Source organism: Rummeliibacillus sp. NPDC094406, from assembly GCF_044763875.1.
In the GTDB taxonomy this organism is placed as follows: domain Bacteria; phylum Bacillota; class Bacilli; order Bacillales_A; family Planococcaceae; genus Rummeliibacillus.
In genome coordinates, this window is record NZ_JBIWGZ010000003.1 from 400692 (window position 1) to 425591 (window position 24900).

At 36.8% G+C, this 24900-nt stretch carries 25 protein-coding genes and 1 tRNA gene; 2 read left to right on the forward strand and 24 right to left on the reverse strand.

Annotated features, from left to right (window positions below; genetic code table 11):
- Window position 1: 1 nt before the first annotated feature.
- The 19 genes from ribD to ACIQ4I_RS10430 all read right to left on the reverse strand — a co-directional run bounded on the left by ribD (window position 2) and on the right by ACIQ4I_RS10430 (window position 19996).
- Window positions 2-1099 (reverse strand): bifunctional diaminohydroxyphosphoribosylaminopyrimidine deaminase/5-amino-6-(5-phosphoribosylamino)uracil reductase RibD, encoded by a 1098-nt coding sequence (gene ribD, locus ACIQ4I_RS10340; RefSeq protein WP_403095899.1) that lies wholly within the window; start codon window positions 1097-1099, stop codon window positions 2-4.
- Between the two features lie 13 nt (window positions 1100-1112).
- Window positions 1113-1856 (reverse strand): GTP cyclohydrolase II, encoded by a 744-nt coding sequence (locus tag ACIQ4I_RS10345; RefSeq protein WP_403095900.1) that lies wholly within the window; start codon window positions 1854-1856, stop codon window positions 1113-1115.
- A 560-nt stretch (window positions 1857-2416) separates the two neighbouring features.
- Entirely contained in the window at window positions 2417-5263 is a 2847-nt protein-coding gene (locus ACIQ4I_RS10350; RefSeq protein ID WP_403095901.1) for an ATP-binding protein, read from the reverse strand.
- A complete protein-coding gene (locus ACIQ4I_RS10355; RefSeq protein ID WP_403095902.1) occupies window positions 5256-5612 on the reverse strand; it encodes a response regulator transcription factor in 357 nt (118 codons plus the stop codon). Before ACIQ4I_RS10355 ends, ACIQ4I_RS10350 begins: the two co-directional genes overlap by 8 nt.
- A gap of 10 nt (window positions 5613-5622) precedes the next feature.
- Window positions 5623-7257 carry a diguanylate cyclase gene (locus tag ACIQ4I_RS10360; RefSeq protein ID WP_403095903.1) on the reverse strand — a complete coding sequence of 545 codons (1635 nt, stop codon included), beginning with the start codon at window positions 7255-7257 and terminating at the stop codon, window positions 5623-5625.
- 594 nt (window positions 7258-7851) lie between these two features.
- Window positions 7852-8118, reverse strand: coding sequence for a hypothetical protein (locus ACIQ4I_RS10365; RefSeq protein ID WP_403095904.1), 267 nt, complete (start codon window positions 8116-8118; stop codon window positions 7852-7854).
- A 549-nt stretch (window positions 8119-8667) separates the two neighbouring features.
- Complete coding sequence (locus tag ACIQ4I_RS10370) at window positions 8668-9231, reverse strand: recombinase family protein (protein ID WP_403095905.1); 564 nt, start codon at window positions 9229-9231, stop codon at window positions 8668-8670.
- 797 nt (window positions 9232-10028) lie between these two features.
- Entirely contained in the window at window positions 10029-10445 is a 417-nt protein-coding gene (locus tag ACIQ4I_RS10375; RefSeq protein ID WP_403095906.1) for a hypothetical protein, read from the reverse strand.
- Between the two features lie 148 nt (window positions 10446-10593).
- Entirely contained in the window at window positions 10594-10962 is a 369-nt protein-coding gene (locus ACIQ4I_RS10380) for a phBC6A51 family helix-turn-helix protein (protein ID WP_403095907.1), read from the reverse strand.
- A 73-nt stretch (window positions 10963-11035) separates the two neighbouring features.
- A complete protein-coding gene (locus ACIQ4I_RS10385) occupies window positions 11036-13072 on the reverse strand; it encodes a phage tail tape measure protein (protein ID WP_403096132.1) in 2037 nt (678 codons plus the stop codon).
- Window positions 13073-13194: 122 nt separating this feature from the next.
- On the reverse strand, window positions 13195-13482 hold the full coding sequence (locus ACIQ4I_RS10390; RefSeq protein ID WP_403095908.1) for a hypothetical protein: 288 nt from the start codon (window positions 13480-13482) through the stop codon (window positions 13195-13197).
- Window positions 13483-13545: 63 nt separating this feature from the next.
- Entirely contained in the window at window positions 13546-13896 is a 351-nt protein-coding gene (locus ACIQ4I_RS10395) for a hypothetical protein (protein WP_403095909.1), read from the reverse strand.
- 99 nt (window positions 13897-13995) lie between these two features.
- Window positions 13996-14742 carry a hypothetical protein gene (locus ACIQ4I_RS10400; RefSeq protein ID WP_403095910.1) on the reverse strand — a complete coding sequence of 249 codons (747 nt, stop codon included), beginning with the start codon at window positions 14740-14742 and terminating at the stop codon, window positions 13996-13998.
- A 97-nt stretch (window positions 14743-14839) separates the two neighbouring features.
- Window positions 14840-15469 carry a hypothetical protein gene (locus ACIQ4I_RS10405; protein ID WP_403095911.1) on the reverse strand — a complete coding sequence of 210 codons (630 nt, stop codon included), beginning with the start codon at window positions 15467-15469 and terminating at the stop codon, window positions 14840-14842.
- A gap of 360 nt (window positions 15470-15829) precedes the next feature.
- Window positions 15830-16375, reverse strand: coding sequence for an HNH endonuclease (locus ACIQ4I_RS10410; protein WP_403095912.1), 546 nt, complete (start codon window positions 16373-16375; stop codon window positions 15830-15832).
- A gap of 156 nt (window positions 16376-16531) precedes the next feature.
- A complete protein-coding gene (locus ACIQ4I_RS10415; protein WP_403095913.1) occupies window positions 16532-17323 on the reverse strand; it encodes a hypothetical protein in 792 nt (263 codons plus the stop codon).
- A 431-nt stretch (window positions 17324-17754) separates the two neighbouring features.
- Window positions 17755-18261, reverse strand: coding sequence for a hypothetical protein (locus ACIQ4I_RS10420; protein ID WP_403095914.1), 507 nt, complete (start codon window positions 18259-18261; stop codon window positions 17755-17757).
- A 211-nt stretch (window positions 18262-18472) separates the two neighbouring features.
- On the reverse strand, window positions 18473-18859 hold the full coding sequence (locus tag ACIQ4I_RS10425) for a hypothetical protein (protein WP_403095915.1): 387 nt from the start codon (window positions 18857-18859) through the stop codon (window positions 18473-18475).
- 921 nt (window positions 18860-19780) lie between these two features.
- On the reverse strand, window positions 19781-19996 hold the full coding sequence (locus tag ACIQ4I_RS10430; RefSeq protein ID WP_403095916.1) for a hypothetical protein: 216 nt from the start codon (window positions 19994-19996) through the stop codon (window positions 19781-19783).
- A 176-nt stretch (window positions 19997-20172) separates the two neighbouring features.
- On the opposite strand from ACIQ4I_RS10430, the gene ACIQ4I_RS10435 reads away from it, so the two are divergent.
- Window positions 20173-20409 (forward strand): helix-turn-helix domain-containing protein, encoded by a 237-nt coding sequence (locus ACIQ4I_RS10435; protein ID WP_403095917.1) that lies wholly within the window; start codon window positions 20173-20175, stop codon window positions 20407-20409.
- Window positions 20410-20476: 67 nt separating this feature from the next.
- Window positions 20477-21052: a hypothetical protein gene (locus ACIQ4I_RS10440; protein ID WP_403095918.1), complete on the forward strand. Its 576-nt coding sequence runs from the start codon at window positions 20477-20479 to the stop codon at window positions 21050-21052.
- A 612-nt stretch (window positions 21053-21664) separates the two neighbouring features.
- Here ACIQ4I_RS10440 and ACIQ4I_RS10445 read toward each other — a convergent pair.
- From ACIQ4I_RS10445 to racE, 5 genes are all read right to left on the reverse strand, one after another.
- Entirely contained in the window at window positions 21665-22639 is a 975-nt protein-coding gene (locus tag ACIQ4I_RS10445) for a tyrosine-type recombinase/integrase (RefSeq protein WP_403095919.1), read from the reverse strand.
- A gap of 124 nt (window positions 22640-22763) precedes the next feature.
- A tRNA-Arg gene (locus ACIQ4I_RS10450) sits at window positions 22764-22837 on the reverse strand.
- Between the two features lie 77 nt (window positions 22838-22914).
- Window positions 22915-23415 carry a metallophosphoesterase gene (locus tag ACIQ4I_RS10455; RefSeq protein ID WP_403095920.1) on the reverse strand — a complete coding sequence of 167 codons (501 nt, stop codon included), beginning with the start codon at window positions 23413-23415 and terminating at the stop codon, window positions 22915-22917.
- A gap of 11 nt (window positions 23416-23426) precedes the next feature.
- A complete protein-coding gene (locus tag ACIQ4I_RS10460) occupies window positions 23427-24020 on the reverse strand; it encodes an XTP/dITP diphosphatase (protein WP_403095921.1) in 594 nt (197 codons plus the stop codon).
- Window positions 24021-24105: 85 nt separating this feature from the next.
- Window positions 24106-24900, reverse strand: a complete 795-nt coding sequence (gene racE / locus ACIQ4I_RS10465) for a glutamate racemase (protein WP_403095922.1) — start codon at window positions 24898-24900, stop codon at window positions 24106-24108.

Genomic DNA, 24900 nt, shown 5'->3' on the forward strand with positions numbered 1-24900 from the left:
CTTACTCACCCTTTGGATAGGCAATGATTCGGAGATCTTCACCAAATTTTTCAAATGAATCAAATGTTAAGTGAGAGGCTGCATCCATCATGTCCACATCTTCTCCTCGAACAGGAGAAATCGAATGTTCGCCACCTAAAATTTTCGGTGCAACATAAATAATATATTTATCAATCAGTTTGCTACGTACAAACGATGCATGAATAGCACCGCCACCTTCTACTAAAATATCCGTAATCCCTTCTTGATATAGAGCCTCTAATGTCACATTTAAATCGATTCCTTGCTTATTAGTAGGAACATAAAGTAATTGAACACCTTTTGCTTCGTATTCGGCTGCTTTTGTACGTTCAACAGCTTTATCTGTCACAATGATTGTCTTTGCTTCAATTGTATTCATTACATTCGCATCAAGTGGTATACGTAACTTACTATCAATAATAATACGAATTGGATTTTTGCCACCTTGAGGTAATCGAGTTGTTAATGATGGATTATCTGCTAGTACTGTTCCAACCCCAACTAGGATTCCATCCACTTCATGACGAATTTCATGCACATTCGTACGAGCCGCTTCCCCAGTTATCCACTTTGAATGACCAGTATGAGTTGCGATTTTACCATCTAATGTCATCGCAAATTTTGAAATGACAAATGGTCGTTTTGATATCATGTTGTGTATGAAGCGTTCATTTAAACGTTTTGCTTCTTCTTCCAATACACCAACTTCTACTTCAATACCTGCATCACGAAGAAGCTTAATACCACGTCCTGCAACTTGCGGATTCGGATCTTGCATTGCCACAACAACACGTCTTATTTTTGCTTCTATAACACGATTTGCGCAAGGGGGTGTTTTGCCGTAATGTGAACATGGTTCAAGTGTTACATATAATGTTGCGCCTTCTGCATGTTCTCCAGCCATATTAAAGGCATGTACTTCCGCATGTGGTTCTCCAGCTTTACGGTGAAGTCCAGTACCAACAATCACACCATCTTTAACAATGACCGCTCCTACAAGTGGATTCGGATTTGTATTTCCTTTAGCACTAGCTGCTAGATCTAACGCTAAACGCATGTACTCTTGATCTGTTTTCATGTTGCGTAGCTCCTTACTGTACCGTTACTTTTTGTTGTGCAATGTGACCTGATTTATTTATTTTTGTTTGTAAATAAAATTTATTGGTTTCTGTTAATCCACCCCAAAGAGGGATATGTCCATCTGCCAATAATCCATGTTCTTTCAATGCTTTTAATTTTTTGGGATTGTTTGTAATGAGTGTTACAGGTTTTTGGCGTAACGTTTCTAAAACACGAATAGCGTCTTCATAATTACGTGTATCATCTTCAAAGCCAAGTGCATGATTCGCTTCAACTGTATCAAAACCTTGTTCTTGTAATAAATAAGCTAACGATTTTGAAAACAACCCAATCCCACGGCCTTCATGATTCGCTAAATAAAATATAGCCCCACAGCCATGCTCTTTAATCATTTTCATCGACTCATGTAGTTGGTATCCACAATCACAACGTTGACTTCCAAAAATATCGCCAGTATGACAAATACTGTGCATACGTATAAGTGCTTCCTCACCATTTTCAAAATCACCATATGCAAGGACTGATGATTGTTGCCCAAAAGCTAAATTTGATGAAGCAAGTGAATCAATTACTTCTTCTTTTGATAACTTTGCATCCACAACATGCCATGAATACCACTGAAAAGTCGCCTCAAAATCACCTTGTTTTACTGGCAGATTTACAGGCCCTACAATACATATATTTTCTATTTCTGAACGCTTCGTAAATTGCATTTTATCTTGTAAAAAATCTATTGTTTTTTGTAATGTTGTCATATTCTCACCTAGTTTTTCCTATTTGTTTATCACTTACTATTCGTAAGCAAGTATATAATTATAACCTATTAGTAGTCAAATAATATATCTTATTGAACACACTAGTAAACTAAGAATTAAAGTTTTAAGATATATTCTTTGTTCTATTAGTATTCTACAATTGTTTGGGCTAGTTGTTTATTGTTTTGGTTTAATAAATTTATTTATTATAGAATGAAGAGTTCATGAAGGGCAAAAAAAGAAGCGAATGCTTAAATTGCATTCCCTTTTTGGTATGCCCCTGAAGCACTTAACATTAATACAAATCAGTTAATCCCCTTAACTTCTATTTTGACACGTTCAATAGTTAACAACTAATCATTCCTTTCTAAATTAATACAATAAAAAAACACCCTCTAATGAGAGTGCTGATTCTTACTATTCTTCCTCGTTTCTAATTGTAATTCCTGCCATATCGTTAATTTTTCTGTTAAAAGAGTTTAGACAAGGTATTTACATTTACTTAATAATTAGTAGGAAATAATCATAGTACAATACTCAATTTATTTTTTTATATCCTCCTATTTTTTTGTTACCGCACATTTCTCAGAATCGTTTTTCAAAAGTTCAACAAATACTTCCGAAAGTAACTCTGGGGGATATGGTTTAGTAAAGTATTTAACAATTTCATACTTATCCACTTTTTCTTTTGGCTCATCTAATGCAGAAGATATAACAATAGGGATACCACTTGTTTGTTTTGTTTCTTTTAGTTGGTGAACCAAATACCATCCATCTACGTCATCGGTAAGTACAAGGTCAATTACTATTCCAACTAAAGGTATTTTAAGCGCTTTTTCAAAAGCTCGTTCGGGATCATAATGATGAATAACTGTAAAACCTTTACTTTTTAGCTCTTCTGATAAAAGCAAAGCTAAACTCCAATCATCTTCTACGATCATTACATTTAAACCTTGCTCCCCTTCAAGAAAATCCTCAGGTTGTCCAATATTTTCAACCATCAATTTCCTACCTTCAACTGGCAATGTAAAATACACGGTTGTTCCTTTACCTTCTTCTGATTCTAACCAAATTTCCCCACCATGTTTTGTAATAATTTCTCGACAAATTGAAAGTCCTAATCCAGTACCACCTATTTTTCTTCTAGAACTATTATCAATCCTCTTAAACTTCTGAAATAACTGAGGAATACTCTGTTTAGGAATACCTATTCCATCATCTTTAATACTCACTTGGAGTAAGTTACTAGTATTTTCAAGAGTAATTGTTACATTCCCTCCATTCGGAGAGAATTTTATGGCATTGTCAATTAAGTTAATAAATACTTGAATTAACCTTTCTTGATCAGCTTTAACCTGGATATCAATTGCCTTATCAATTAAATGTACATTATGATTTTTCTCTTGACGATAGCGATTCAATAGCTCAAAAACAATTTCATTAAGCAATAGCGATTGCATATTATATTGTTGTTTGCCTGATTCCATACGCTGTAAATCTAGAAAATCATTGATAAGATTTTTTAAACGGATCGCTTCTTTATTAATTGTTTCAATGTATTTTTGTTGTCTCTCAGGTTTTAATTTTTTCGTTAAAAGTAATTCAGTAAATCCAAGTACACTAGATAATGGAGTACGTAGCTCATGGCTCACGGTACTAACTAATTCTGATTTCATTTGGTCAATTTCATATTCTTTTGTTATATCCCTATGAACAAATATTGTTCCTACTTTTTCAGAGCCTTCATATATGCTTGTAGCATATACTTCCACGAAAACTTCGATTTCTTTTGAAATAGAATAACGAAATTTTCGAGTATCTTTAAAACTTTCTCTAACGGCTGTATCAAAAAATTCTATTAATTCTTCAGGATTTATGCAAATGTTTCGGAAATGATTTAAACAAGATTTTTTTGATATGTTTTTCCCTTCAAGTTTTTTTTCACATTGAACTATTTTACACAACGCAACATTCATTAAGACTACATCACCTGTTGCAGAAACTAATTGAATTCCTTCATTTACATTATCAATAATATTTTGATTTAATTGTCTTGACCTTTCTACTTCTTCATACATCAGGATGCGCTCGAACGCTATAGAAACACGGTTCAATAACCCATTTAAACTGTCAATTTCTTGATTGGAATATGAATATCCTTCTCGTGTAGCAATCATCACAGCTACTAAGTGTCCCTCGGAATTTAAGATGGAGGAATATAGATCATAGCAATAATAAGGTTCTTGAGCAATGCCATGTGCATTTGGTAGCACTTTACGTTTAATAATAAATGATTTTTCTTCTTCTAATCGTACACGTTTATCAATATCAATATTTTCAACAAGTATTATAGCTGATTCCTTGGATAAACCTTTCGTAGCATATACATTACCTTCTAACCAATATAAAACACTCATATCCAATTTATAAATGTCATTTAAATAATTATGTAGTTTTTCAATTAAATTTTGTTTATCTAATGTAAATGTTAATACATGATTAAGTTGATTAGATTTTTCTAACTGACTTACTGAGTTTTGCAATTGCCATTGATGTTCCTGTAGTTCATCCTGTTGAGCTAAAAGCTCTTCATTTTGCGTAGTTAATGCTTCTTCTTTTTCTTGAATAGATTGGATCATTCTATAATAAGAATTAGCTAATACCCCAAATTCGTCTTCTCTCGAAACAAGACTCCCAAGTTCAAATGGCTTTCCATGAGCAAATGCATTAGTAGCTGATGTCAATTGTTCAATTGGGCGAATTATATTATTAAGCACTCGTCTCATTATTAAACCTATAAATAATATAATTATACCGCTGAGTATTAAAGAAATTAATGTAAACTCTTGCTCCCGTACTATTGTTTCTTTAAAAAGTTGATTCAATTCTCCATCCGTTTTTTTCTGGTATGATTTTGTATAATCTAAAAATTTATTAACCAATTCATTAGTTCCATTACTCGAAAGTTTTCTTAAAGATTTATAATCATTCTCTTTTACATACCCAATTGCTTTAGGTAAAATAATTTCCTTATAGTTTTTATTAAAATCGATTAATTCTTTGTATAATTCCTTTTCTTCTTTTGAAAGTGGTAGTTGAGAAAACTGATTCAAGAGAACCTCAAAATTTTTTAAATCCTTTTTAAGTAAATTTAGCTCTTGGTTATTTTGAAAAGCATAATACCCTCTAGCTCTGAAAAATATCCCATTAAAATTTTCTTGTAATTCATCTACCAATTCAGCTTTTTTAAATAGAAGCTCACGTTCATTTTGCAATTTTTTATTTTGTTCATTAACATATAGAAAGAAAGAGAGCATACCAGTTAAAAAAGTGGCTGTTAAAATTAATAGCATTTTTAAAAATTTACTACGAATGCCTTTCTTTAATAGAGGAAATAAATTAAACACTTAATATTTCCTCCACCAAATTTAATAGCTCAACTGGACTAAAAGGTTTAGACATAAAGTAATTTACACCCTTTTGGAATACTAATTGACGGTCAGATTCTTGTGCTTTAGCTGTAAGCATAAGTATAGGTAAATGTATATCTTTGGGTAACTGTTCTATCACTTCAATTCCAGACAAATTGGGCATCATATAATCTAAAATCATTAAATCGTATGATTGTTCACTAACTTTTTTTAAAGCTCTTTCCCCATCCTCTGCTTCATCAATTTCACAGTTTAAGACTTCTAATGTATCACAAATAAGCATTCTTAATATTTCTTCATCATCAACAACTAAAATACGTTTCATAATATGCCTCCTAAATAAACAAACGATTAATAAGACTTAATATCCTATTTGACACCTCTTTAATATCAAAAGGTTTTACAATATAATCATTAGCACCGTTTTCTAAAGCTTGTAAAACATATTCATCTTCTTTACGGCCTGTTAGCATAGAAATAATTACATCACTTGTGGAGTAATCTTGTCTTATAATTTTCAGTAACTCAATACCATCCATTTTTGGCATCACGATATCTAGTAAAATAATATATTTGCAATCTGGTGAATACCAATTTGAATTTAGGAAACTAATGGCATCATTAAATGCCATTACGTCAATATCGAACTTTTCACCTATCTCCCAGCTCTTAAAGTAATTCGTTATTAGGTTTCTAATAATATAAACATCGTCTATCACAATAATTTTTATTTTTACATTTTTTCTCACAATCTCTTCTAAACTATCAAACATAACTATTTGATTTCTTCCGGATTGCTTAGCATTGTACAGGGCCTGATCAGCCTCTTCCAGAATTTTCTTAGGATGAAGATTTTTCGTAGTGGATTCAACAACACCAGCTGAGAAAGTCACTTGAAATCTATTTTCATTCGCATTAAAAAATTTCTTCTCCATAGCTTTACGTAGTCTCTCCATTAATACATATGCCTCTTCTACTGAAGTTTGAGGCATAATAAGAACAAATTCTTCACCACCGTATCTACAAAAGAAATCTTGCTCACGTTTTAAACTAGATACTAAATTAGCAAATCCTTTTAAAACCTCATCTCCAATTAAATGACCATATGTATCATTTACTTTCTTAAAATAGTCTAAATCCGCTAACGCGATAGAAAATGATTCTCTATTTCGTTCAAACTGTTTAATTAATTTTTCAATTTGGCTATCCATAAATTTACGGTTATATATTTGGGTTAGCTCATCTTTAATAATTGAATTCTCTAATTCTTTTTTATATGATAAACGATTATTAATATAAGAAATTAATAATTCTTCATCTATAGGTTTTGGAATAAAATCTAATGCACCCATATCATACGCACGAACTCTATTTTCTCTACAATCATTGCTACTAATAACAGTTACAATCATACTATCTTTTTTTATGTTTTTTAAATTTTTAATAATAGAAAAACCGCTTGTGTCTGGTAACATAATATCCACAAATACAATAGTAGGCTTTAAATCATATATCAACTCTAACCCACGTTTTCCATTGTTTGCAGCAATTACTGTAAATCCTTTTTTCTCTAATATATTCTTTATGTAGGAAATAAACTCGATATCATTATCAATTATTAATATAAATTCTTGCTCAGAAGGTATGCTATTTTGAGATTTTAAAACTACTTCCTCTATTTCTTGAATATTAATGTTTTTTTGATAAAAATTAATACCATCAATAAAAGGAAAAAGATAGCTTTTCCATTCAACTTTCGACCACTTTTTATCACTATTTTCTTTTAATTTTTCAATTTTATCACTAGCAATCATAGATAATTCATCTAGCCCAATGGAACCTGCTGTGCCCTTTAAACTATGTAAAAAAAAGTATATATCTTTTTCTGGAATTGAATCTTGTTTGTCCCAATTCTCAAGATTATCAAATATTCGTTTGTACATCATTTGTTGATATTGTTCGTTTCCCATATTTATTCTCCCCAATCATTAAATACATATATAAGCAGTATAACCTAATTCCTCAAATATCTATGGGTATATTTTATGAATTTTTTTCATAGTGATGCTATTAATGTTAATTGATTAGGAAATATTACTCTGTTTATTAATTATATCCTTAAACGAAATAGGATAAAATAATCTATATAATGTCATTTAGTTTGATTAATAACAATCATTAAAGGCAAGTTCGATAGTAAAGCCATTTTCTTTTTTCTGTTGAATTGGTATAGACAAGATATTTACATCTAGATTCAAATCAAATATGCCCTTTCTTTTAGTCATGAAAAAAACACCCCCACCTATAAGAGTTATTCCAAATCAGTCAAGTGACCGAAACTTGAAAATACACTTATAAATAGAAGTGCTTATTTATCAATCTTTCACGATACGTTACTGTATGTCCCAGGAGGGATTCGAACCCCCGACCGTTAGGAACATACGTTATATCTAATCCGCTCTGTTTGGCGATATTTGAAACGGTCTTTGAATCGTACTTTGACCGCTACTTTTCGCTTCCTTATCGTTAAGTATATTACACCAAAAAATAAAGCGCAATAATTTTCAGATAAATAACGCTAAATTAGCATATGGCATATTTTCGACTATATCTTGTTTAATTGCTAGCATCATTGCGCGAATACCTTGTTCACGCTTAATTTGCTTATTTTCTTCTGTAAACTCCGCTCGATAACATTGATAGTAGGCTAATTCTCGAATTTTAAAACCATCTTCGGCAAACCCTGGGATAAATTTTCTTATATATCTTGCATCGTTTTCTACTGCATCTGCTGTTAGCCCATTAAGAGCTCCTACTTCCGCATATGTCATTCTACCAACTCCATTAATAATTTCCCATAGCGCTATGGTTACAAAAAGAACCGGTCATATTTCACACTATATATTATTTCCCTATTCTTTTCAATACGTTTTTCTATTCGCTCAAAACCCTTTATACAATAACGTTTAATCGTTATTAAACCATGGAATACGTTAATTATTTCCCGTCGTATTTTCGTCATTTCTTCGTCATAAATAACCGGAATTTTTACGGTAAAGCCATCCACCTTGTCCGTATAATTTTACGGTATTTTTACGGAATCAATCTTATGTTCCCGGCAATTTCCGGTAATAATACGGAAGATTTACCGGTAAAGCAAATTTACTTGTCCGTACCGCATACCGTACTGACGGACTGTAGACCGGTTAAATTTGCGGAAATTATCCGTACCATAGGCCGACTTTTATTTTTAAGTCCGTACTACAGACCGTATAACACCCTGATGTTCAGAAATTGCTTAGATTGAGAATTGGCCTGAAAAGCGCACCTGAAACCGGCGGGGTTGGGGCAAAATAAAAAAGCGCAGGCTATCGTTTGCCTCACGCTTCTTCATTAACGATCTTATACACTGTTGCTCGACCAATTCCAAACTCTTTCGCGATGTCCGTTGCACTTTCTCCTGCGTCATACAACGCCTTAACTTGACGTTTAGTCTTTGCATCTATCGAAGGTCGACCGCCTTTTCTTCCTTTTGCTCGTGCAGCTTCAAGTCCGGCTTTAGTACGTTGCTGAATGATGTCACGCTCAAACTCAGCAAAAACTGCTAGCATTCCAAACATTGCTTTCCCTGTCGGTGTTGTCGTATCAAAGGCGTCATTAATTGATACTAGGCTAACATCCCGATTCTTTAACTCTTCTGTTAGCGTATAAAGCTCCTTAGTGCTACGGGCTAACCTGTCCAGTTTATATACTGCAAATATATCTCCTTTTGTTGCGGCCTTCATAGCGTTCTTTAATTCCTGACGTTCCTTTCGGCTACTCTCTTTTTCCGTGTACAATACTAACTCTGCGCCATGATCGGCTGCATACTTCTCTAGCTCCTGGACTTGCATATCTAAGTTCTGTTCTTCCGTTGATACACGCGCATATCCGATAACTCTCATAGATTAATCGCTCCATTCCGTCTACAGTCTACTTCCCATACGTTTTATGTACTTTTAATTATAGACGGGTTTATAGACAAAATCAAGCTTTTTAGTACGGTAGAAATACGATAGATTAGGCGGTTCATAAACCGTCTATTATACGGTGGTTTTATGTACACACAAAAAAACACGCCTGGAAAAGCGTGCTCTTTTTCGGTATTGGCTACTTAAATAAGTTTTTTAAAAATCGCTTAAGGCTCTTCTTAAATAATGGGTACTTATTGAAAACGTTTATGGAAGCAACCATAAATTTTTCAGTTTTATTTAAAATAAATGTACCTGCGCTTATTAATAGTCCAATAGTTACCAAGTAATATAAAATATTGTGTATCATTTAGCTCCTTTTCCAGGGAAGCTGTATGATACTTGCATCTATTAAATTATAGAATGATTCTCAATATTTAGCAAATTATAAGAATATTAACTAACCCCCTGAGTTTCAGTAGCCCCCCCGGATTCGAGCCGTCGAGTAGGTGAAATAACGTCAAGTATTGCGCCTTTACTTACGTAATCTTACGCTACATTTTCGAGTTTCTTCTATATAATATCGTCGTATTCTCGCTATGTAATGTTGAGCCGAATCCAAAACGTTTCAAGGGCGCGTCCATAGAAGGCGTCGAGTAGGTGAAACGCTTTATTTCGTGACACTTTCGGACACCATCCGCTATGACTTTCTACTATTATATATTCCGTCATACCTTCGCTGTCACATCGTAAGGATAAAAATAAAACACCTGCCGTTTGGCAGATGTAATTTATTTACTTAATAATTTTGGAAGCAAGTTGTCCACCAATTCTTTAACATCTTCTCTAGCATCATCTTCCAATCTACTTTCTTCCTCACTCGCCGCTTCTTGTGCAAGTGAATCTCTTTCATCAACATCCACAGTCATTTCATCATTTTCAAAGTGTTTCAGTTTAAAATCATCAAAGTTGAAGCTAGATAGTTCTTCGATAGGACTACTATCTTCAGTTATTTCTAAAATTTCATCAATTAATTCTGATTTTAAAACCTCATTCATTTCATCTAATTGACCTCTAAGTTCCTCGATGTTATCTGGTGTAATTTTAGGGTTAAACCCCTTTCCTGTAGGAAAATCTTCTACTTCATAATAAACATCTTCTTTAATTTTGTTGATAACTTCTTCAAGTTTTTCGAATTGTTTTATCATGTTTATTCCTCCATTATGAAAATAAATAAGCACACCATAAATAGGTACTATAATTCATTATACAACCAATAAATTACATAATACAACGTATTTAATATCAAAAAAATAACAGATATAGCCGCCAAGTCAGCGACTACACCCGTTTGTATTACCGTTGTTTCAATCTCTCACGAATAGCCTCGATATCTATTCCGCTTGCATCCGTCTTGCTCTCTACTTCGACCTTATCCGCAAGCAATCCGTGCGCTTGTAAGAAAGTACGTAACATTGCTGCGTTACCATCTCGAATGATAATGTCCGGTATAGCCTCCATCACCTCAGGCAAGCGGTCAACTGTATTAGAGACGATCACACGCTTAAGCTCTTTATTAAAGGTGTCATTCCTCCGCCATCTGTGCAATGTGCGTACATCTACGCCCACGTGATCCGCTATTTGCTCATAAGTAAAGCCACCACGTTTAGGAGTTGCTAAATACGTAATGGCCGCAATTTGTTTCTCATTAAGTTGTTTCGTCATTTTATCGTTCTCCCTTCAATTTTAAGCACACAAAAAGAGCCCGCGTAATTGCGAACTCTTTCGTTATGCCTCCTTAATATTGAGCGATTTCACTAGCTATTACTGTCGCAATTTTACGTATGTCAGCCTCTTCTCGCACGTTAAATGTCGAACCGCTAAAGCTAATGCTAAACTCGTTTTTGTGATTGTTTACTGTCGTTCCACCCGTAGTCTCACGTCTTAGTGTACCGTTATATCGGTCGTTCTCGACTTTCGTTAGGACGCGCTCACCAGAGTGTAATCTTGCAACGTAGTTGTCGTATGGCACGCGAGCTAGTCCGCTTTTATGTCCAGGGAGGTTAAGTCCGCCATAATTCTGCGGTGCATAATTCGCAAGCGAGCCGATCTCCGCGTTCTTTTTCGGAAGTTTCTTGGCTGGCGCTGTTTGCGTACTTCCCCAGTCAACTTTCGCAACTACCGGAATATTGACGCCAGGTATCTTGTTAATTACTTCGATCATCTGGTTAATACCGCCAATTACGGAGTTAACCGTCTCAGCCGCAGAACGCTTCATAGCGCCCCAAACGTTTTCCCATACGGATTTCGTAGAGTCCCAGTTCTTCGCGAGATCGACCGCAGCTCCGATTAGGATTCCGAGAGGTCCCAGTATGATGCGGATAGCGTCCTCGCCTCCGCCGATTGCCTTCCAAAATCGCTTAGTAGCTGCGGTTACTGTATCCCAGTTACGGTATAAGACCACGCCTATTCCGACGAGTCCTGTGATTGCTGTAACGACTAAGCCGATTGGGTTCGCTTTCAATGCTAAGTTGAATACAGCTTGGGCTCCGGCCGCTGCTGTTGTTGCCGTTCTAAACGTTGTAATAGCTTTTGTAACTCCCATAATCACTGGCGCTATTGCCATTGCCGTTTTGAATGTGACGATTGAAGCTGTAAGTCCGATAAAAGTTTCTTTTATTCCTGACCAATTATCAATCGTGAATGTAGCGACATTCTTGGCAACATTGCCAACTTTTTCAATTGCGTCGACGGTTGGTTGAATGTTCATGTTCGAAATACTATTTGCTACCTCAGTAACTGCCGGAGCAAATTTATCACCGACGTTAATCATAAAGGTTTCGATTGCACCGGATGCTTGTTCGAGTGCACCACCGATTCCAGCTTTCATGTTCTTTCCAGCTTTTGCTGCAGCACCGTCAGAGTTTTCGAGCGCTTTCTGTAGTTTCGCTAATTTCGCTGGACCAGCGTCTACTAGTGATAAGAATGTTGACACAGATTCCTGACCTACTGCAGCTTTCATAAATGTAACCTTATCAGCCTTAGACATGTCTTTTGTGGAGTCTTTAAGTGATTTAATAATATCGACCATACTCTTAACATTACCGTTTGCATCCGTCGCACTAAAGCCGACTTTATCTAAAGCCTTCTTCGCTGTGCCTAGTGGACCTGTCAGGCTAGATAGCCCTTGTCGTAATGAAGTACCGGCAGTACTACCGTCAATTCCGGCGTTAGTAACTAAGCCTACAGCTGCTGAAACTTCTTCTAGCGACATGCCTAACGCTTTGGCTGGTGCTCCTGCGTATTTGAATGCATATTGCATATCGGTAATACCTGCGGCTGTTTTGTTCGCAGCCATCGCCAATACGTCCGCAACATGTGACGATTCTTGTGCTTTCATCTTCCAAATGTTTAGCGCACTCGCTACTGTATCAGACGTTAACGCCAAATTTTCGCCGGATGCTTCTGATGCTGAGATGATTCCTGGCATAGCACCCATAACTTGTTGTGCATTAAAACCCTTAGCTGCCAATTCGGTCATAGCGGTTGCTACCTCAGATGCCGATTTACTTGTATTTGCTCCAAGCTGCTTAGCTGCCTCACTCATTTTGTTGAGTTCGTCTGTATTTGCACCTGCTATAGCTCCAGCTTTTCTCATAGCTGAATCAAAGTCCGCCATTGTTTTAACTGACGCTGTAAGGCCAGCAGTAAGTCCAGTAAAGCCAGCGATGCCGGCGATTTTAGCGCCGAATGAGCTGAAAGAAGATGAAGTTTTATCCGCATATATTCGCGTGCTGTCTAGTTGTCGATTTATGCGCGTCAGTTTTCCGGACATGTTATCGTTAAGTGATAAACTAGCGACTAAATCTATTGCCAATTGAGTTCCTCCTTTTTTACATAATAAAAAGCCGTCATTGTAGCGTTCATCTCTCTAACTACAAGCGGACGGCTCTGCATTCATTTATAAAATTTTCGTATCTCTTTCTGAGCTTGTTGCATGTAACCTTGCGCTTTTAGCGTTTGCCAAACGGATTGTTTTTTCTGTGCTTTCTTTAATGCCTTTGCAGCCCGTAATACTAATACAGCTGCGATATAGAGCTCATTTCCTCGTTTTATCGTTTCGACCGCGGGCATAGCGTCAACCATTCGCCTTAAAGCTAGCTCGTCTTTAAGCTCCCCTTCGAGCACAGGTAAGAATGTTTGTTGCAATACGTTGATTTTCTGTAGGTCGTCTAGTGTCGTCATGCTTTCGTCACTCCTTCGTTTAATTAATCAAAATAAAAAGAGCCCCCCATTTAGAGCTCCGTTTTACAAATCTCGCGCTGTTACTGTATACCGATCAACTTGCGGAGTCGGTGCGTTAGCTAATTCGTTAGCTTTGAGTAGTTTTTCTTTCATCAAGACGTATTGCTCTGCATAGAAACTATCTGCGCTTGATTGTCCTATATCGAACAACTTTGAAAGATTTTGCATATTAGGCGTTAAGTCAGCATAATGTGAACGATTTGTTTTAATAAGTTCCATCGTTGCTTTATCTGCGTCGGAATTACCTAATGCCACAAATATTTCATTACTGTCTTTCTGTGCTTTTACAACTACCGCATCGTCACCCTTAATTAATAAGTTTCCTTCACGTGTGAGTTGAGTTTCTAATGTCATCCAATCGTCTCCATTTCTTTTGTTTTTTTAAGGGGATAACGGGCCTCGTAGGTAAAGCCCGCCTGTTTTGCGCTGTCATCTCGACTGTGCAATGGTTTATTATTCCGTTGTTTCTGCTGATTCTTGTTGCGCAAAATATGCATCAGGATCGTTTATATACTTGATATTGCCACCACCTAGTAATCCCAGTGCACTTTGATATGCGGGACTGTAATCTTTAAAGAACTCATATGATTCTGCGTCTTTATATCCATCTAAAAAGTCTTGTGCCATTCGTTTATCTTCATCTAGTGCTCGCTTGCTAATTTGTTCATATACGGTTGAAAGCGCAAGTCGTGATTGACTGTCGCCATTAGCAAGAGCTAGGCTTGTTAGATTCGTAAACTCTCGATAAACTGCGTCAGCATGATACGTGTCATTATACTTCGCTAAGAAAGCATTTAATTTCGAGGCTACTGCTGTGCCATCCTTAGAAAATGCTAGCGCTACTTTTAGCTTATCTAGGTCCATCTCAAATAATTTAGCGTCATAAACTCCGATATGCTCAGGTCGTTTCATTGGATCGACTAGCGTCTTTTTCGCAAGATCCCGACCTTCGTTAACGCCTTTCATGTATTGAGTTTTTAATTCACGTACATTTTCGTATAATTGATGCGAATAATCCCTTTGAGCTTCTTCGAATTTAATTTTGCGGCCATCAGTGCTTAGCATCTTATCTTGTCGGATTTCTTTAAAGTGAGGCTCTGCTGCTGCCTTTAAGCTGAGCGCGATTTGAGTCGGCTGTCTAGTTAAGTCTTGTAATGCTTCGTTTTTCTCTTTTAATTGCTGTGCGATTGTTTTTGTCATGTTTAATAATCCCCTTTAATATAAGATTTTGTAGTTTTGTTCTTCTGCTATTCTTGTTACTGTTTGACGAAGTCAACTATCGTCATAACCGACTTTATCAGCATTGGTGGCACGATTTTTCCTGCTCATATTCCAGCTCCTTTCCTTTTTCTGCTTTAAATTTTGTTAATTTTCTACTTAGACCTGATTTATCGAAGTCATTATTGGTATTTACTGCGTCATTTTCCGAGATTTCTACGAATTTAATGTCATTTTCATAGAGTAAAAAATAGTCTTCACGCGCATCTTTCAAAATTCTATTAAGTTGATCTACAATCTCGTCATAAAACCCATACAACTCCCAGAAACCTTGACTTCGATTATTCTTTTCTGCTTGTACGACCATGTAAAAGATATTAGTTTCTTCATCTACACGCGTTAAAACGTGATATATTAGTGGCGCCACATCTGTTTTGTAGCGTTCTAAAGACTTTCCGTTGATTGTTATAAACGTGTGAGCAAATTTACTTAACCGCATTTCTAGCTCTGCAATACCACCAGAGCCTAGCAAAATCGTTTCACCTTCGCTGTTTTTGACTGTATAGCGTTCACCGAACATTGTTCCAATAGCTTGTCCATTCGGGAAGAACGGGACCACTACGCCATCTTGAGTGGTACGCTCTAAGTACGTACCTACCGTACCGCCGCGCGATACTTCTTCAACTTGATACGTGCAATAAAAAGTCACGACGTACACTCCTTTCTTAGTTACATATACAGTTATAAATCGCATTAAAATAAGCCGTCAGTGCGTTTCCGTGTAAAAAGATGACTTAGTTATCATGAAACTTTTAATACGGCTAATATCGCTATATTTAATTGAAATTGTTACCCGTAGAAACCGGCGTCTAACTTCCTTTCTACACTTGCTACACCCCTAAACTGCGTCTTAGGTATCCGAAATTGGACGCCAACCACCTTTTGCCTCCGCGTATCATAGTATTCGCACATAACTTCGAATCCCTTTCGGCGTTTTAGCTTGTGTAATTGGTAGCCACTACTCACGTAAAGATAGATGAAGTTGCCAGCCATCCATGACTCATGCTCTCTATACACGCGCTTTCAATTCCTCTGCCTCAAGTCTAAAACCTTCACTCCATTGCACGATTTCTTCCTCTGTTGGTTCATGACTTAAAGCTCTCCCAGCAAAGTAGCGTACGAACTTTCCCCATAAATCTGGCGTGAATTTATCACTCCTCTGGTAAAAATCGTATACGTGAGAGTTTGACTTTGACGTGTTGCAAGCTCTGCAACTAACAACCATGTTTAATGCACTGTTACTAGACCACCACTGGCCGAGTGAATAGACGTGATCGACTACGCGAATATCATCGCTCAACTCACATCCGCAATAAGTGCAATGTGTACCTGACTCTACCTCGCGTAGTTGTTCTAGTGTCAACGAACCTTTACCTTTGCTACGGTAGAAATGCTTTCTCAAGCGCTCTTTGCGGTAGCCGTCGCCTGTTTTACGGCGTGTACTTCGGCAAGTTTTGCACTCCCCTTCGCGACCGTCTGACCTTTTAGGACGGATTGGAAAATCCTCTAGTGGTTTAATTTCCTCGCAAGTTATACATTGTTTTGTTTGTTCCATCATCATCGCTCCAATTCGCTTGATTTCCTTAAATTTTCATGATAAAATTCAAAATAGGGATATTATAACCATTTTTATAGTAGAACCTGAAATAAAAAAGTTGACGATTTTTTCGCCCTTACTTATATAGGTTTTTTTGTCTTATAAATCGCTCCATTACGCCGTTTCTCTCTCAATTCTTTTGTTACGTTTCATGTTTTCCAGCTCGCAGCATGAAAATCTACTTCCTCCAGTTCCGCGTTGTTGGTCGCATACCTTCGTCTTGCTTTTTAACTTCCGTAAATCCCTCGCGTATGACGCATTTCTGCAAATATCACATTCATACACACGCTTGACGTCTAGAGCTTTGATTTTGCGTAATGCAAATTCGTAGCTGTAGCCTTGTTCTTCGAAAGTAGCAGCATAAAAGTTAGCATTCCGTTTCACATGGCGGATCTGTTTGCGATATTCATAAACTTTGCGAGGCACATCTTCGAAAATGATTTTTTCATCGATTGTGGATATTGCAACATCTTCTGCGCTAAGGCTCGATATAGCCTCATCTTCTACTACGCAACCAGGCGAAATCTTTGACGCTTGCCCTTCTTCGTTATCCGGGATCTCTTGTTGAAATATAAGCGTCCTTTCAACCTTCGCTTTCTGTACGTCTTTTTTAAGTGCACGGTCTGCGGATAATATCGGAAATTCTTCGAGCTTTTCCGTTGCTTGCTTTGGTGCGAGTAGAAAATCCGCTAGTATTTCAAGCGCAGAACACGTTTTAGCGTAAGGACTAATATGGTTAAGGGGATGCTTCATAAACGGCTTAGACGGGATAATTTTATCGAAATGCTTACCCATGAAGTCGGTTACGAGCGCTTTTCTCTCGTCTTGCGTCAAGTCTTTGCGGTAATGAGTGTAAAAAAGTGCTAGTAGGTCTTTGCGTGCGGCAATCTCGGCTTTGGTAATCATCGTATATTCACGCTCCAATTTTTATTTTTGAGGTTGGCGGTCGCGGCGGGTATCGTGTCGCTTCCCTTTCTTTTATTCTTTGATTAGCGATCAATAATGTATATATTCGCGGTGTCTTAGATTCGAAAGAATCTGCGTTGAATATAACGTATATGTCTTAGCGTTCTAACTTCCGCATTATTTCATTCGAATGTATTAACGCTTAATCTTTAACTAATCCAAACATTTTGCTTTGCAAAATTTTGAGATGTTTTAATCTTTTAATAGCGTTAAATAATCCGAAATCATTAGCATTAATTATGGCGCAGGAATATTTTCTCTTTTACCGTTTCTCTTTTACGCTTTCTCTTTTTAAAGACACCATAAGGACTGTTTGCGAACGTACCATAAGGCATGTACCGAAGGCACCCATAAGGCATGTATGCGTCATATCAACGTTTGTGAGCCCTTTCGAACTCCACTAAGAGCCGTTCCATATTTGGGACTATCCGCTCACCATCCTCATTAATTACATACCCGTCATTACTTACAGCTGGACACCATGAAGGATAATACCAAAGTTGCCTACGCATATTTACGACCTTTTCTTTGACTTCGAATAGCAAGCCGTTTTCTAGCAGAACCTCACGCAAGAATTTCATTCGTTTGACGCTAATACCGGTCAATTCGTTAATTTTATCCATTGACAGGAAACATGCTCCAAAGCGCTCTCGCAGCAATCCGTATTTATCCGATGCTATGCCATCAACATTCATAAGTAGCGTTATATATAAGATAGATGCATCGCCGAGCTTTGCCTTCGGACTGTGTTGTTTAAAATCATTTATAATTCGTGGAAACACAATCCGAAAGACATCACGATTAATAGTTTCGTAGTTTTCTGCAACTAGCAGAGCTTTCTTATTGCTAGGTAATAACTTCGGTTGATCTAACGTCATTCCACCTAACCCCTTCCAGTTATATTGGTTTATTTAACGTGTATTCAGCTAACGCCTGTCCGAGCGCTTTCGTGCGTTCATATTGCCAAAACTGGCGCATTGTGCGTTCGTTTAAGCCTGTGCATATGTACCGGAAACCCTGCGCAGATAATCTGCGGTAAAGTTCCGGAGAGTAGCAGTAGTAATAGTTCATTAAGTATGACCCCCTTTCCTAAAGCAAAATAGTTTTGTTCATTTTCTTTTCATTTATCGCTCGTAATTCATCGACTGGCACCGTGTCAAAATACTCGCGTGCTGCAACCTTAAGTTCAATAAAGTCCAAATCTGATAATGACGATATAGCATGTCTGCGTATATTTTTTGAAATAATCGCATCATAGTCGTAATCTTGATACGGATAATGCATAATCCATTCTTCAACGGTCTTAAACATATTCGATTCGACATCTTTGCCCATGAGTATTAAGATATCAATCCAATCGTCATCCACTTCTACATATAAATCCGCTAAATCATTTCGAACCTCTGCAACAAAATCCGTAATATTCCTTGCGTTATCGAAGCAGCGTAAATATTCTAGTAATTGTTCTGGTATCATTTTTATAGCCTCCCGTAAGTTAATTGCTGTTTTAAACTTTCTACTTTATAAAGACACTAAGGTGATCTTAATTGGACCACGTTTTAAAATTTTCTATTCCTGCACCTCCTACACACTAATACGTAATAACTTTTCGCCAAACACACTTTTTCACAAATTATTTAACCTCCTATTCTCTAGAACGATGTAAATTTTCGTTTCGCACACTTTTTAGCAAAGTTTTTAACCTCTTACTTACACATATACCGAAATTTAAAAACTGTGCATTTTTCATAAACTACTTTTTGTGCTTCACACTTTACATAGGCAGTAAAGCTATCTTAATTGGACCATGAATCTAAAACTTTTCTTGTCATACACTTACTAATTCAAGAAAACTATTCACCTCGCACAACTTTTCGTAAATTTTTTCTACCTTTAATCGCCTTACACTTACTAATACCGTATAACTTTTCGTTTCGTACACTTTCTATAAAAATTACAGAGAGAATTTGATAACTTTTTTCGCCTTACACTTACTAGTACCGTATAAATCTTCGCCAAACACACTTTTTCACAAATTTTTATCCAAAACAAAAAGCGTCAGCCGCTAAGCCTTCGCTTTTCTTTGTGTATTCTCGTTATTTAAAGCTTTCAGCGTCTTTCGTGCCTCCAGCCATGTAATTATAGGATCAGCAGTTTGGCGCCTACTGAATTGCGTTTGATTCGTTATTGCCGTAACGATCAATTAGATACTTACCATCGTATCGACTACCTACTTCGCTTTGAATTACTGCAATAATCCTCCGCACGACTGGCGATTGCCATCCGTTTGCTCCACTAGAATCCGTCTAGTGACGCCCGTTTATCTTAAATAAGCTCACGTTTATCTCTTTTCGCTTCCCCACGTAAGATGCGCCATGTACATCCGCAAAGTTCATCTTAATTTATGGTTGTTGCTAATATTGCTAAAAGTTCGATTGGTTCGCATACGTCCAATTCCTCAAATAGTACCTCAGCGTCCTTAGACCACTTAAATTCAACCAATGAATCACCTATTAACAACGCAGCCTCATCGTTTTTATAGACCATTAGGTCGACTCCTTGAATGATATTCGTCACATTAATTGCTACATTTTCTGCTATGATTGTTTGCATGTTCATTCCTCCTATAATTCCGATTTTCGGAATCACTATATACAAGTGATCACCGTTTCTTACTTTGTGACTTAATTATAATTCTGATTTTCGGAATTGTCAACAGTTAGAATTCTGATTTGCGGAATTATTTTTTATAACATAAAATAAATATAAATAAACCGGAGGTGCTTAAAATGCCAAGAAACTTACAAGCTGACTATTATATTCACATAAAATTAGGTGATGTTTTAAAATCGATGGACATAGAGCAGAAAGAAATAGCTGAACGTATTGGCACCACTCCACGCAATATCAGTGAGATGGTAAATAATAAAACACGCAATATTCCAAGCGAAGCACTCGCTATGATTGCAAATGAATTAGGGATCACTGATCTTAACGAGTTACTCGAAATTCGATCTAAAAAATAATTCAAACATACTCTTTACCATAAAAATCTAACTTAAAAAAGGGCATAAATTAAGGGAGTGAAGACAAATGGGAATATATAATCAAAATATTTCTTTTTGGCATGAAGACTTAAAAAAGCTTGCTATCAATTTAGTAATAGATGAAAATTTATGGGCTTACGATGAACAAAATGGGATTTTTAATCATGGAAAAGACATGGAAGAGCTTAATATACCGCAGAAGTTTAAAATTATTAGTAATGTAGGGCTGGAAATACTAACTAAATCCGTTTGTATTAAAAGAAATATTGATATTTTTAAAGAGCAAAGTTATAGTGTGAAACAATATTCTCCCTTTGGAGTTGCAGGTGTGATTGCTCCCCAAAATCCTTGGCTAGAATCAATTATTCAAAAATATAAATACACCCACATGGGAGAGATTAATACAGTTGAATTTTTCCACTGTCTGAATAAACTAAAGAAAAATTTAGAGCAAACGGAAGGAAATAAAAAATATAACAATCTAATAGATGAAGTTGATAGATGGAGAAAGTTTCATAGGAACACAGAAGTACATCTTTCCCTTCCTTTAATGTTTACTAGTGAGTATGAAACTCGATTAAGAAAATTATATAATGCGTTATTAGAAATCTATAAACTCTAAATAACTTCATAATATTGAACTAGATTCAAGCTTGACTAGCGAACCACCATTCAGCAGAATAGCTGCGCAGACAGGAAATAGGCGCAAAGTTGTTACCTACTGTCGCGAGTTACATAGCGTAACAAGCAACAATAAGTAACTACACGATCATTCAGCGTCATAGTGCTTGACGAGGTTTCTAGTCGGCTTGTTTTGTAGAAGGCTTTCACCTTTCGAACCCTCACGCAATTATCGTCCTGCGTGCGCGGTAGTCATAATAAAATCCGCGTGAGTGCGATTACCCTAGCCGTAACTAGCCGATAATCCTCCGTACCGTTAAATTGGGCGTACTCCCCGTTCATCGCAACCCGAAACAAGCAACGGGATTGACTAGCGATATATTCCGTAGTTTGCGTTGTGACGGACCGCACTGACCATTTTTGTTTTGATTCGAGTTATTGGGCTACCTCGAAAGAATATCTCCTAAAAAAGACAATAGGAAACTAGGCCTTTGCATTTTTACTTTTTTTAAAGTAAAATGAAGGCATATAAAATACTCATATTCAGTTTTCATGTGGTGTGTAAGCTAATTGAGTATCTAAGGACTTACGTTGTGAGCGTAAGTCTTTTTATTTACCTAAATTCCCGTAGCCTGTCCGCAACTTCTTCCTCATCTAAATGCAAATAGCGTGTAGTAACTCCAAAATCGCTATGTCCTAACGCTTTCGAAACCAGCGCAATATCTCCATGTGATTTGCTATAAATATCTTTCGCAAAGCCCCGACGAAGTGCATGCGGATTTATATGTTCTAAGCCGTAACGCCGCTTATAAAGATTCAAGCGTTTAGAGATGTTATTACTTGATTGCGAGGTTGCTATCTTCGTACCTTGTTGCGTAATAAATATTAAATAGTTTCGCGTCCCCTTTTCTTTACGGATGATTCGATTTTGCTCTATGAGTGCGTATAGTATTTGAGCTAGTCTCTCACTAAACGGCAAAATCAACGATTTACGATTCTTCATAATCGAACCATCTAATCTCAATACTTTTGCGTCCAAGTCAACGTGTTGCTCTTGCAAATTTGTAGCTGTCGCTAAACGTATTCCAGTTTCATACATAAGCAAGACTGCTGCTGCATCGCGTAATTGCACGAAGTCAGATAAGTCTAATATGCGTAGTAGCGCAAATACTTCTTCTTCCGTCGCCCCTTCTTTTATTGGCGTATCAACTCGAATAGAAATATGGCGCCAAAAGCGATCAATAAACCAACCGTTATCGAAGCACCTTTCTAGGAAAGCACGCAAACATTTTAAACGGATTAATTTAGTCTGTGGCTTAACGCTCATCGATGCCAGCCATTCGTATATAGCGCCTGAATCAAATTCTTTCATATATTTCGTGCCTGTCTTTTTGGAGAAATCGGTCACATACGTTTCATAATCGCTAATGGTCCGAGGTCTTAATCCGGCTACTTCCATTTGACTAACGACTATTTCGAGCGCTTTTTCTACTGTAAAATTTTCGCGATGATTCGGCTGTTTATTTTCTTCTGCAAATATTCCGGCTAAATCCGCCGATACACGTAAGCCATTTCGTTTTTTAGACAACAAAAAAACCTCCTGTCGATTAAGACCGGAAGTCGAAAGTTTGCGGAAATTTGACCGTTACTTTGACCGATACCTTAATCGCCAAGAGGCGTTGATATAGCGGGCTTTAACGCCCTATTTATTATGTCCCAGGAGGGATTCGAACCCCCGACCGACGGCTTAGAAGGCCGTTGCTCTATCCAGCTGAGCTACTGAGACAGGATGTCTTACTGATGTAATATCAGTAGGACAATATTTATTATAGCACCATTGGTAAAAATGTCAACACTATTTTATCAATATAATAAAGTTTTTTCTGCAATTACATTTTTTTCTTCTGTATAGAAAATAATATGCCAGCCATTCTCTATATTTTCAATGATTGCATAACTTTTTTCTTTACGACCTCTTGGCAGTAAGAGGCTTCCTGGATTGACATATAATATCCCATCAACTAGCTCTACACCTAGAACATGAGAATGTCCAAATAGCACAACATCTGCTTGTACTTCTCTTGCTCTATAGGAAAGTGCTGTTAAATTGGATTTTACGTTAAATAGGTGGCCATGGGTCATGAAAATTCTTTTGCCGTCAATTTCCTCCACTACTTCAGTTGGGAAGTTGACATCATGATCACAGTTTCCTCTTACTTTATATATTCCTTGAAGTTCAGATGCTGTAAATGGAAGTTCACTGTCTCCACAATGAAAAATAGCATCTACGCTTGGATTTTGTTCCATTACCCGGGTTATAACTGCTGCATCACTATGTGTATCGCTCATTACAAGTATTTTCAACGGATTACCTCCTATTTAAACCAAGATGGTAATTCTTCTGCTAATTTGCGAATGGCATTCCCACGGTGAGAGATAGAGCCTTTTTCCTCAGCAGTCATTTCAGCCATTGTTCGTTTCATTGATGGTACATAGAAAATCGGATCATATCCGAAACCGTTATCTCCATGTTTTTCTGTAAGAATGGTACCTTCGCATGTACCAAACACGCTTTCTGTTTTATGTGCTGGACCAGTAATAGCTAGGCAGCAGCAGAAGCGAGCTGTACGTTTTTCTTCAGGTACACCTTCTAAGTTTTTTAATACTTTAATAATATTCGCCTCATCATCGTGATCTCCTGCATATCTTGCAGAATACACGCCTGGTTCTCCGTTTAATGCATCTATTTGAAGTCCACTATCATCAGCAATGACAAATGCATTTAATCGATTTGCAACGGCTTCAGCCTTCAATATTGCATTTTCTTCAAATGTTGTACCTGTTTCTTCAATATCCATATCAGGTGCTACATCAAATAATGTTAAGACTTCATAACCTAGTGGTGCAAAAATAGCCTCGAAGTCTTTTGCTTTTCCTTTGTTTTTTGTGGCGATTACAACTTGTTTCACTTAAAACCCCTCCTAATTATAGTTACTATTTTAACATTTTATACAAACAAAACTAAGCCCGAAATATTAAATTTCGGGCTTAATACTATAGTTTTATTCGTTTGGCATGCACTTCATTTAAAGGTAACCAATTACTTGCGATTGATTGAAAAATAGGCACTGATCCTGATGTGTAAAAAAGGTATTCGGGAGGATTTTGATCTGTTCTAGAGATATTCTGGAACTGTAAAATTTCCTTCACGTGCTTCGCTGTTTCCTCTGCAGAAGAGACAACATGAACTTTATCGCCCACTACTTCTTCAATCAGTCCTTGAATAATTGGGTAATGTGTACATCCTAAAATCATTGTATCAAACTTCTCGTTTTTCAAAGGTGCTAGTGTTTCTTCTACTAGTTTTTTAGCAAACTTGCCTTCGTACTCACCGCTCTCAACTAGAGGTACTAATCTCGGGCATGCGAGTGCTGTTACGTTACTAGAAGAATATAATGAATAAAGTGCATTCTCATATGCACCACTTTTGACTGTTCCTTGTGTAGCAATTACTGCAATATCATGTGATTTCGTTGCTTTTATGGCAGCTTGAGCACCAGCATTGATAACACCTACTACAGGAAATTTACAATGCTTTTGCAGCCCATCTAGAGCTACAGCTGTAATGGTATTACAAGCAATCACGAGCATTTTAATATTCATTTTTGCTAGTTGATCGACTATTTGCCAAGTAAATTGAATCACCTGTTCCTTAGAACGGGGACCATATGGGCAACGAGCAGTGTCGCCTAAATAGGTTATCGATTCATTTGGTAAATAGCGAAGCATTTCCTTCACAACGGTTAGCCCACCGACTCCTGAATCAATTACTCCAATGGGAGCATTCAC

Bases quoted from the DNA above. Each gene is read 5' to 3' on its own strand.
- ribD (WP_403095899.1), bottom strand. From the start codon at position 1,099: ATGAAAACAGATCAAGAGTACATGCGTTTAGCGTTAGATCTAGCAGCT.
- ACIQ4I_RS10345 (WP_403095900.1), bottom strand. From the start codon at position 1,856: ATGACAACATTACAAAAAACAATAGATTTTTTACAAGATAAAATGCAA.
- ACIQ4I_RS10355 (WP_403095902.1), bottom strand. From the start codon at position 5,612: ATGAAACGTATTTTAGTTGTTGATGATGAAGAAATATTAAGAATGCTT.
- ACIQ4I_RS10360 (WP_403095903.1), bottom strand. From the start codon at position 7,257: ATGGGAAACGAACAATATCAACAAATGATGTACAAACGAATATTTGAT.
- ACIQ4I_RS10365 (WP_403095904.1), bottom strand. From the start codon at position 8,118: ATGACATATGCGGAAGTAGGAGCTCTTAATGGGCTAACAGCAGATGCA.
- ACIQ4I_RS10370 (WP_403095905.1), bottom strand. From the start codon at position 9,231: ATGAGAGTTATCGGATATGCGCGTGTATCAACGGAAGAACAGAACTTA.
- ACIQ4I_RS10375 (WP_403095906.1), bottom strand. From the start codon at position 10,445: ATGATAAAACAATTCGAAAAACTTGAAGAAGTTATCAACAAAATTAAA.
- ACIQ4I_RS10380 (WP_403095907.1), bottom strand. From the start codon at position 10,962: ATGACGAAACAACTTAATGAGAAACAAATTGCGGCCATTACGTATTTA.
- ACIQ4I_RS10385 (WP_403096132.1), bottom strand. From the start codon at position 13,072: ATGTCCGGAAAACTGACGCGCATAAATCGACAACTAGACAGCACGCGA.
- ACIQ4I_RS10390 (WP_403095908.1), bottom strand. From the start codon at position 13,482: ATGACGACACTAGACGACCTACAGAAAATCAACGTATTGCAACAAACA.
- ACIQ4I_RS10395 (WP_403095909.1), bottom strand. From the start codon at position 13,896: ATGACATTAGAAACTCAACTCACACGTGAAGGAAACTTATTAATTAAG.
- ACIQ4I_RS10400 (WP_403095910.1), bottom strand. From the start codon at position 14,742: ATGACAAAAACAATCGCACAGCAATTAAAAGAGAAAAACGAAGCATTA.
- ACIQ4I_RS10410 (WP_403095912.1), bottom strand. From the start codon at position 16,375: ATGGAACAAACAAAACAATGTATAACTTGCGAGGAAATTAAACCACTA.
- ACIQ4I_RS10415 (WP_403095913.1), bottom strand. From the start codon at position 17,323: ATGATTACCAAAGCCGAGATTGCCGCACGCAAAGACCTACTAGCACTT.
- ACIQ4I_RS10420 (WP_403095914.1), bottom strand. From the start codon at position 18,261: ATGACGTTAGATCAACCGAAGTTATTACCTAGCAATAAGAAAGCTCTG.
- ACIQ4I_RS10425 (WP_403095915.1), bottom strand. From the start codon at position 18,859: ATGATACCAGAACAATTACTAGAATATTTACGCTGCTTCGATAACGCA.
- ACIQ4I_RS10430 (WP_403095916.1), bottom strand. From the start codon at position 19,996: ATGCAAACAATCATAGCAGAAAATGTAGCAATTAATGTGACGAATATC.
- ACIQ4I_RS10435 (WP_403095917.1), top strand. From the start codon at position 20,173: ATGCCAAGAAACTTACAAGCTGACTATTATATTCACATAAAATTAGGT.
- ACIQ4I_RS10440 (WP_403095918.1), top strand. From the start codon at position 20,477: ATGGGAATATATAATCAAAATATTTCTTTTTGGCATGAAGACTTAAAA.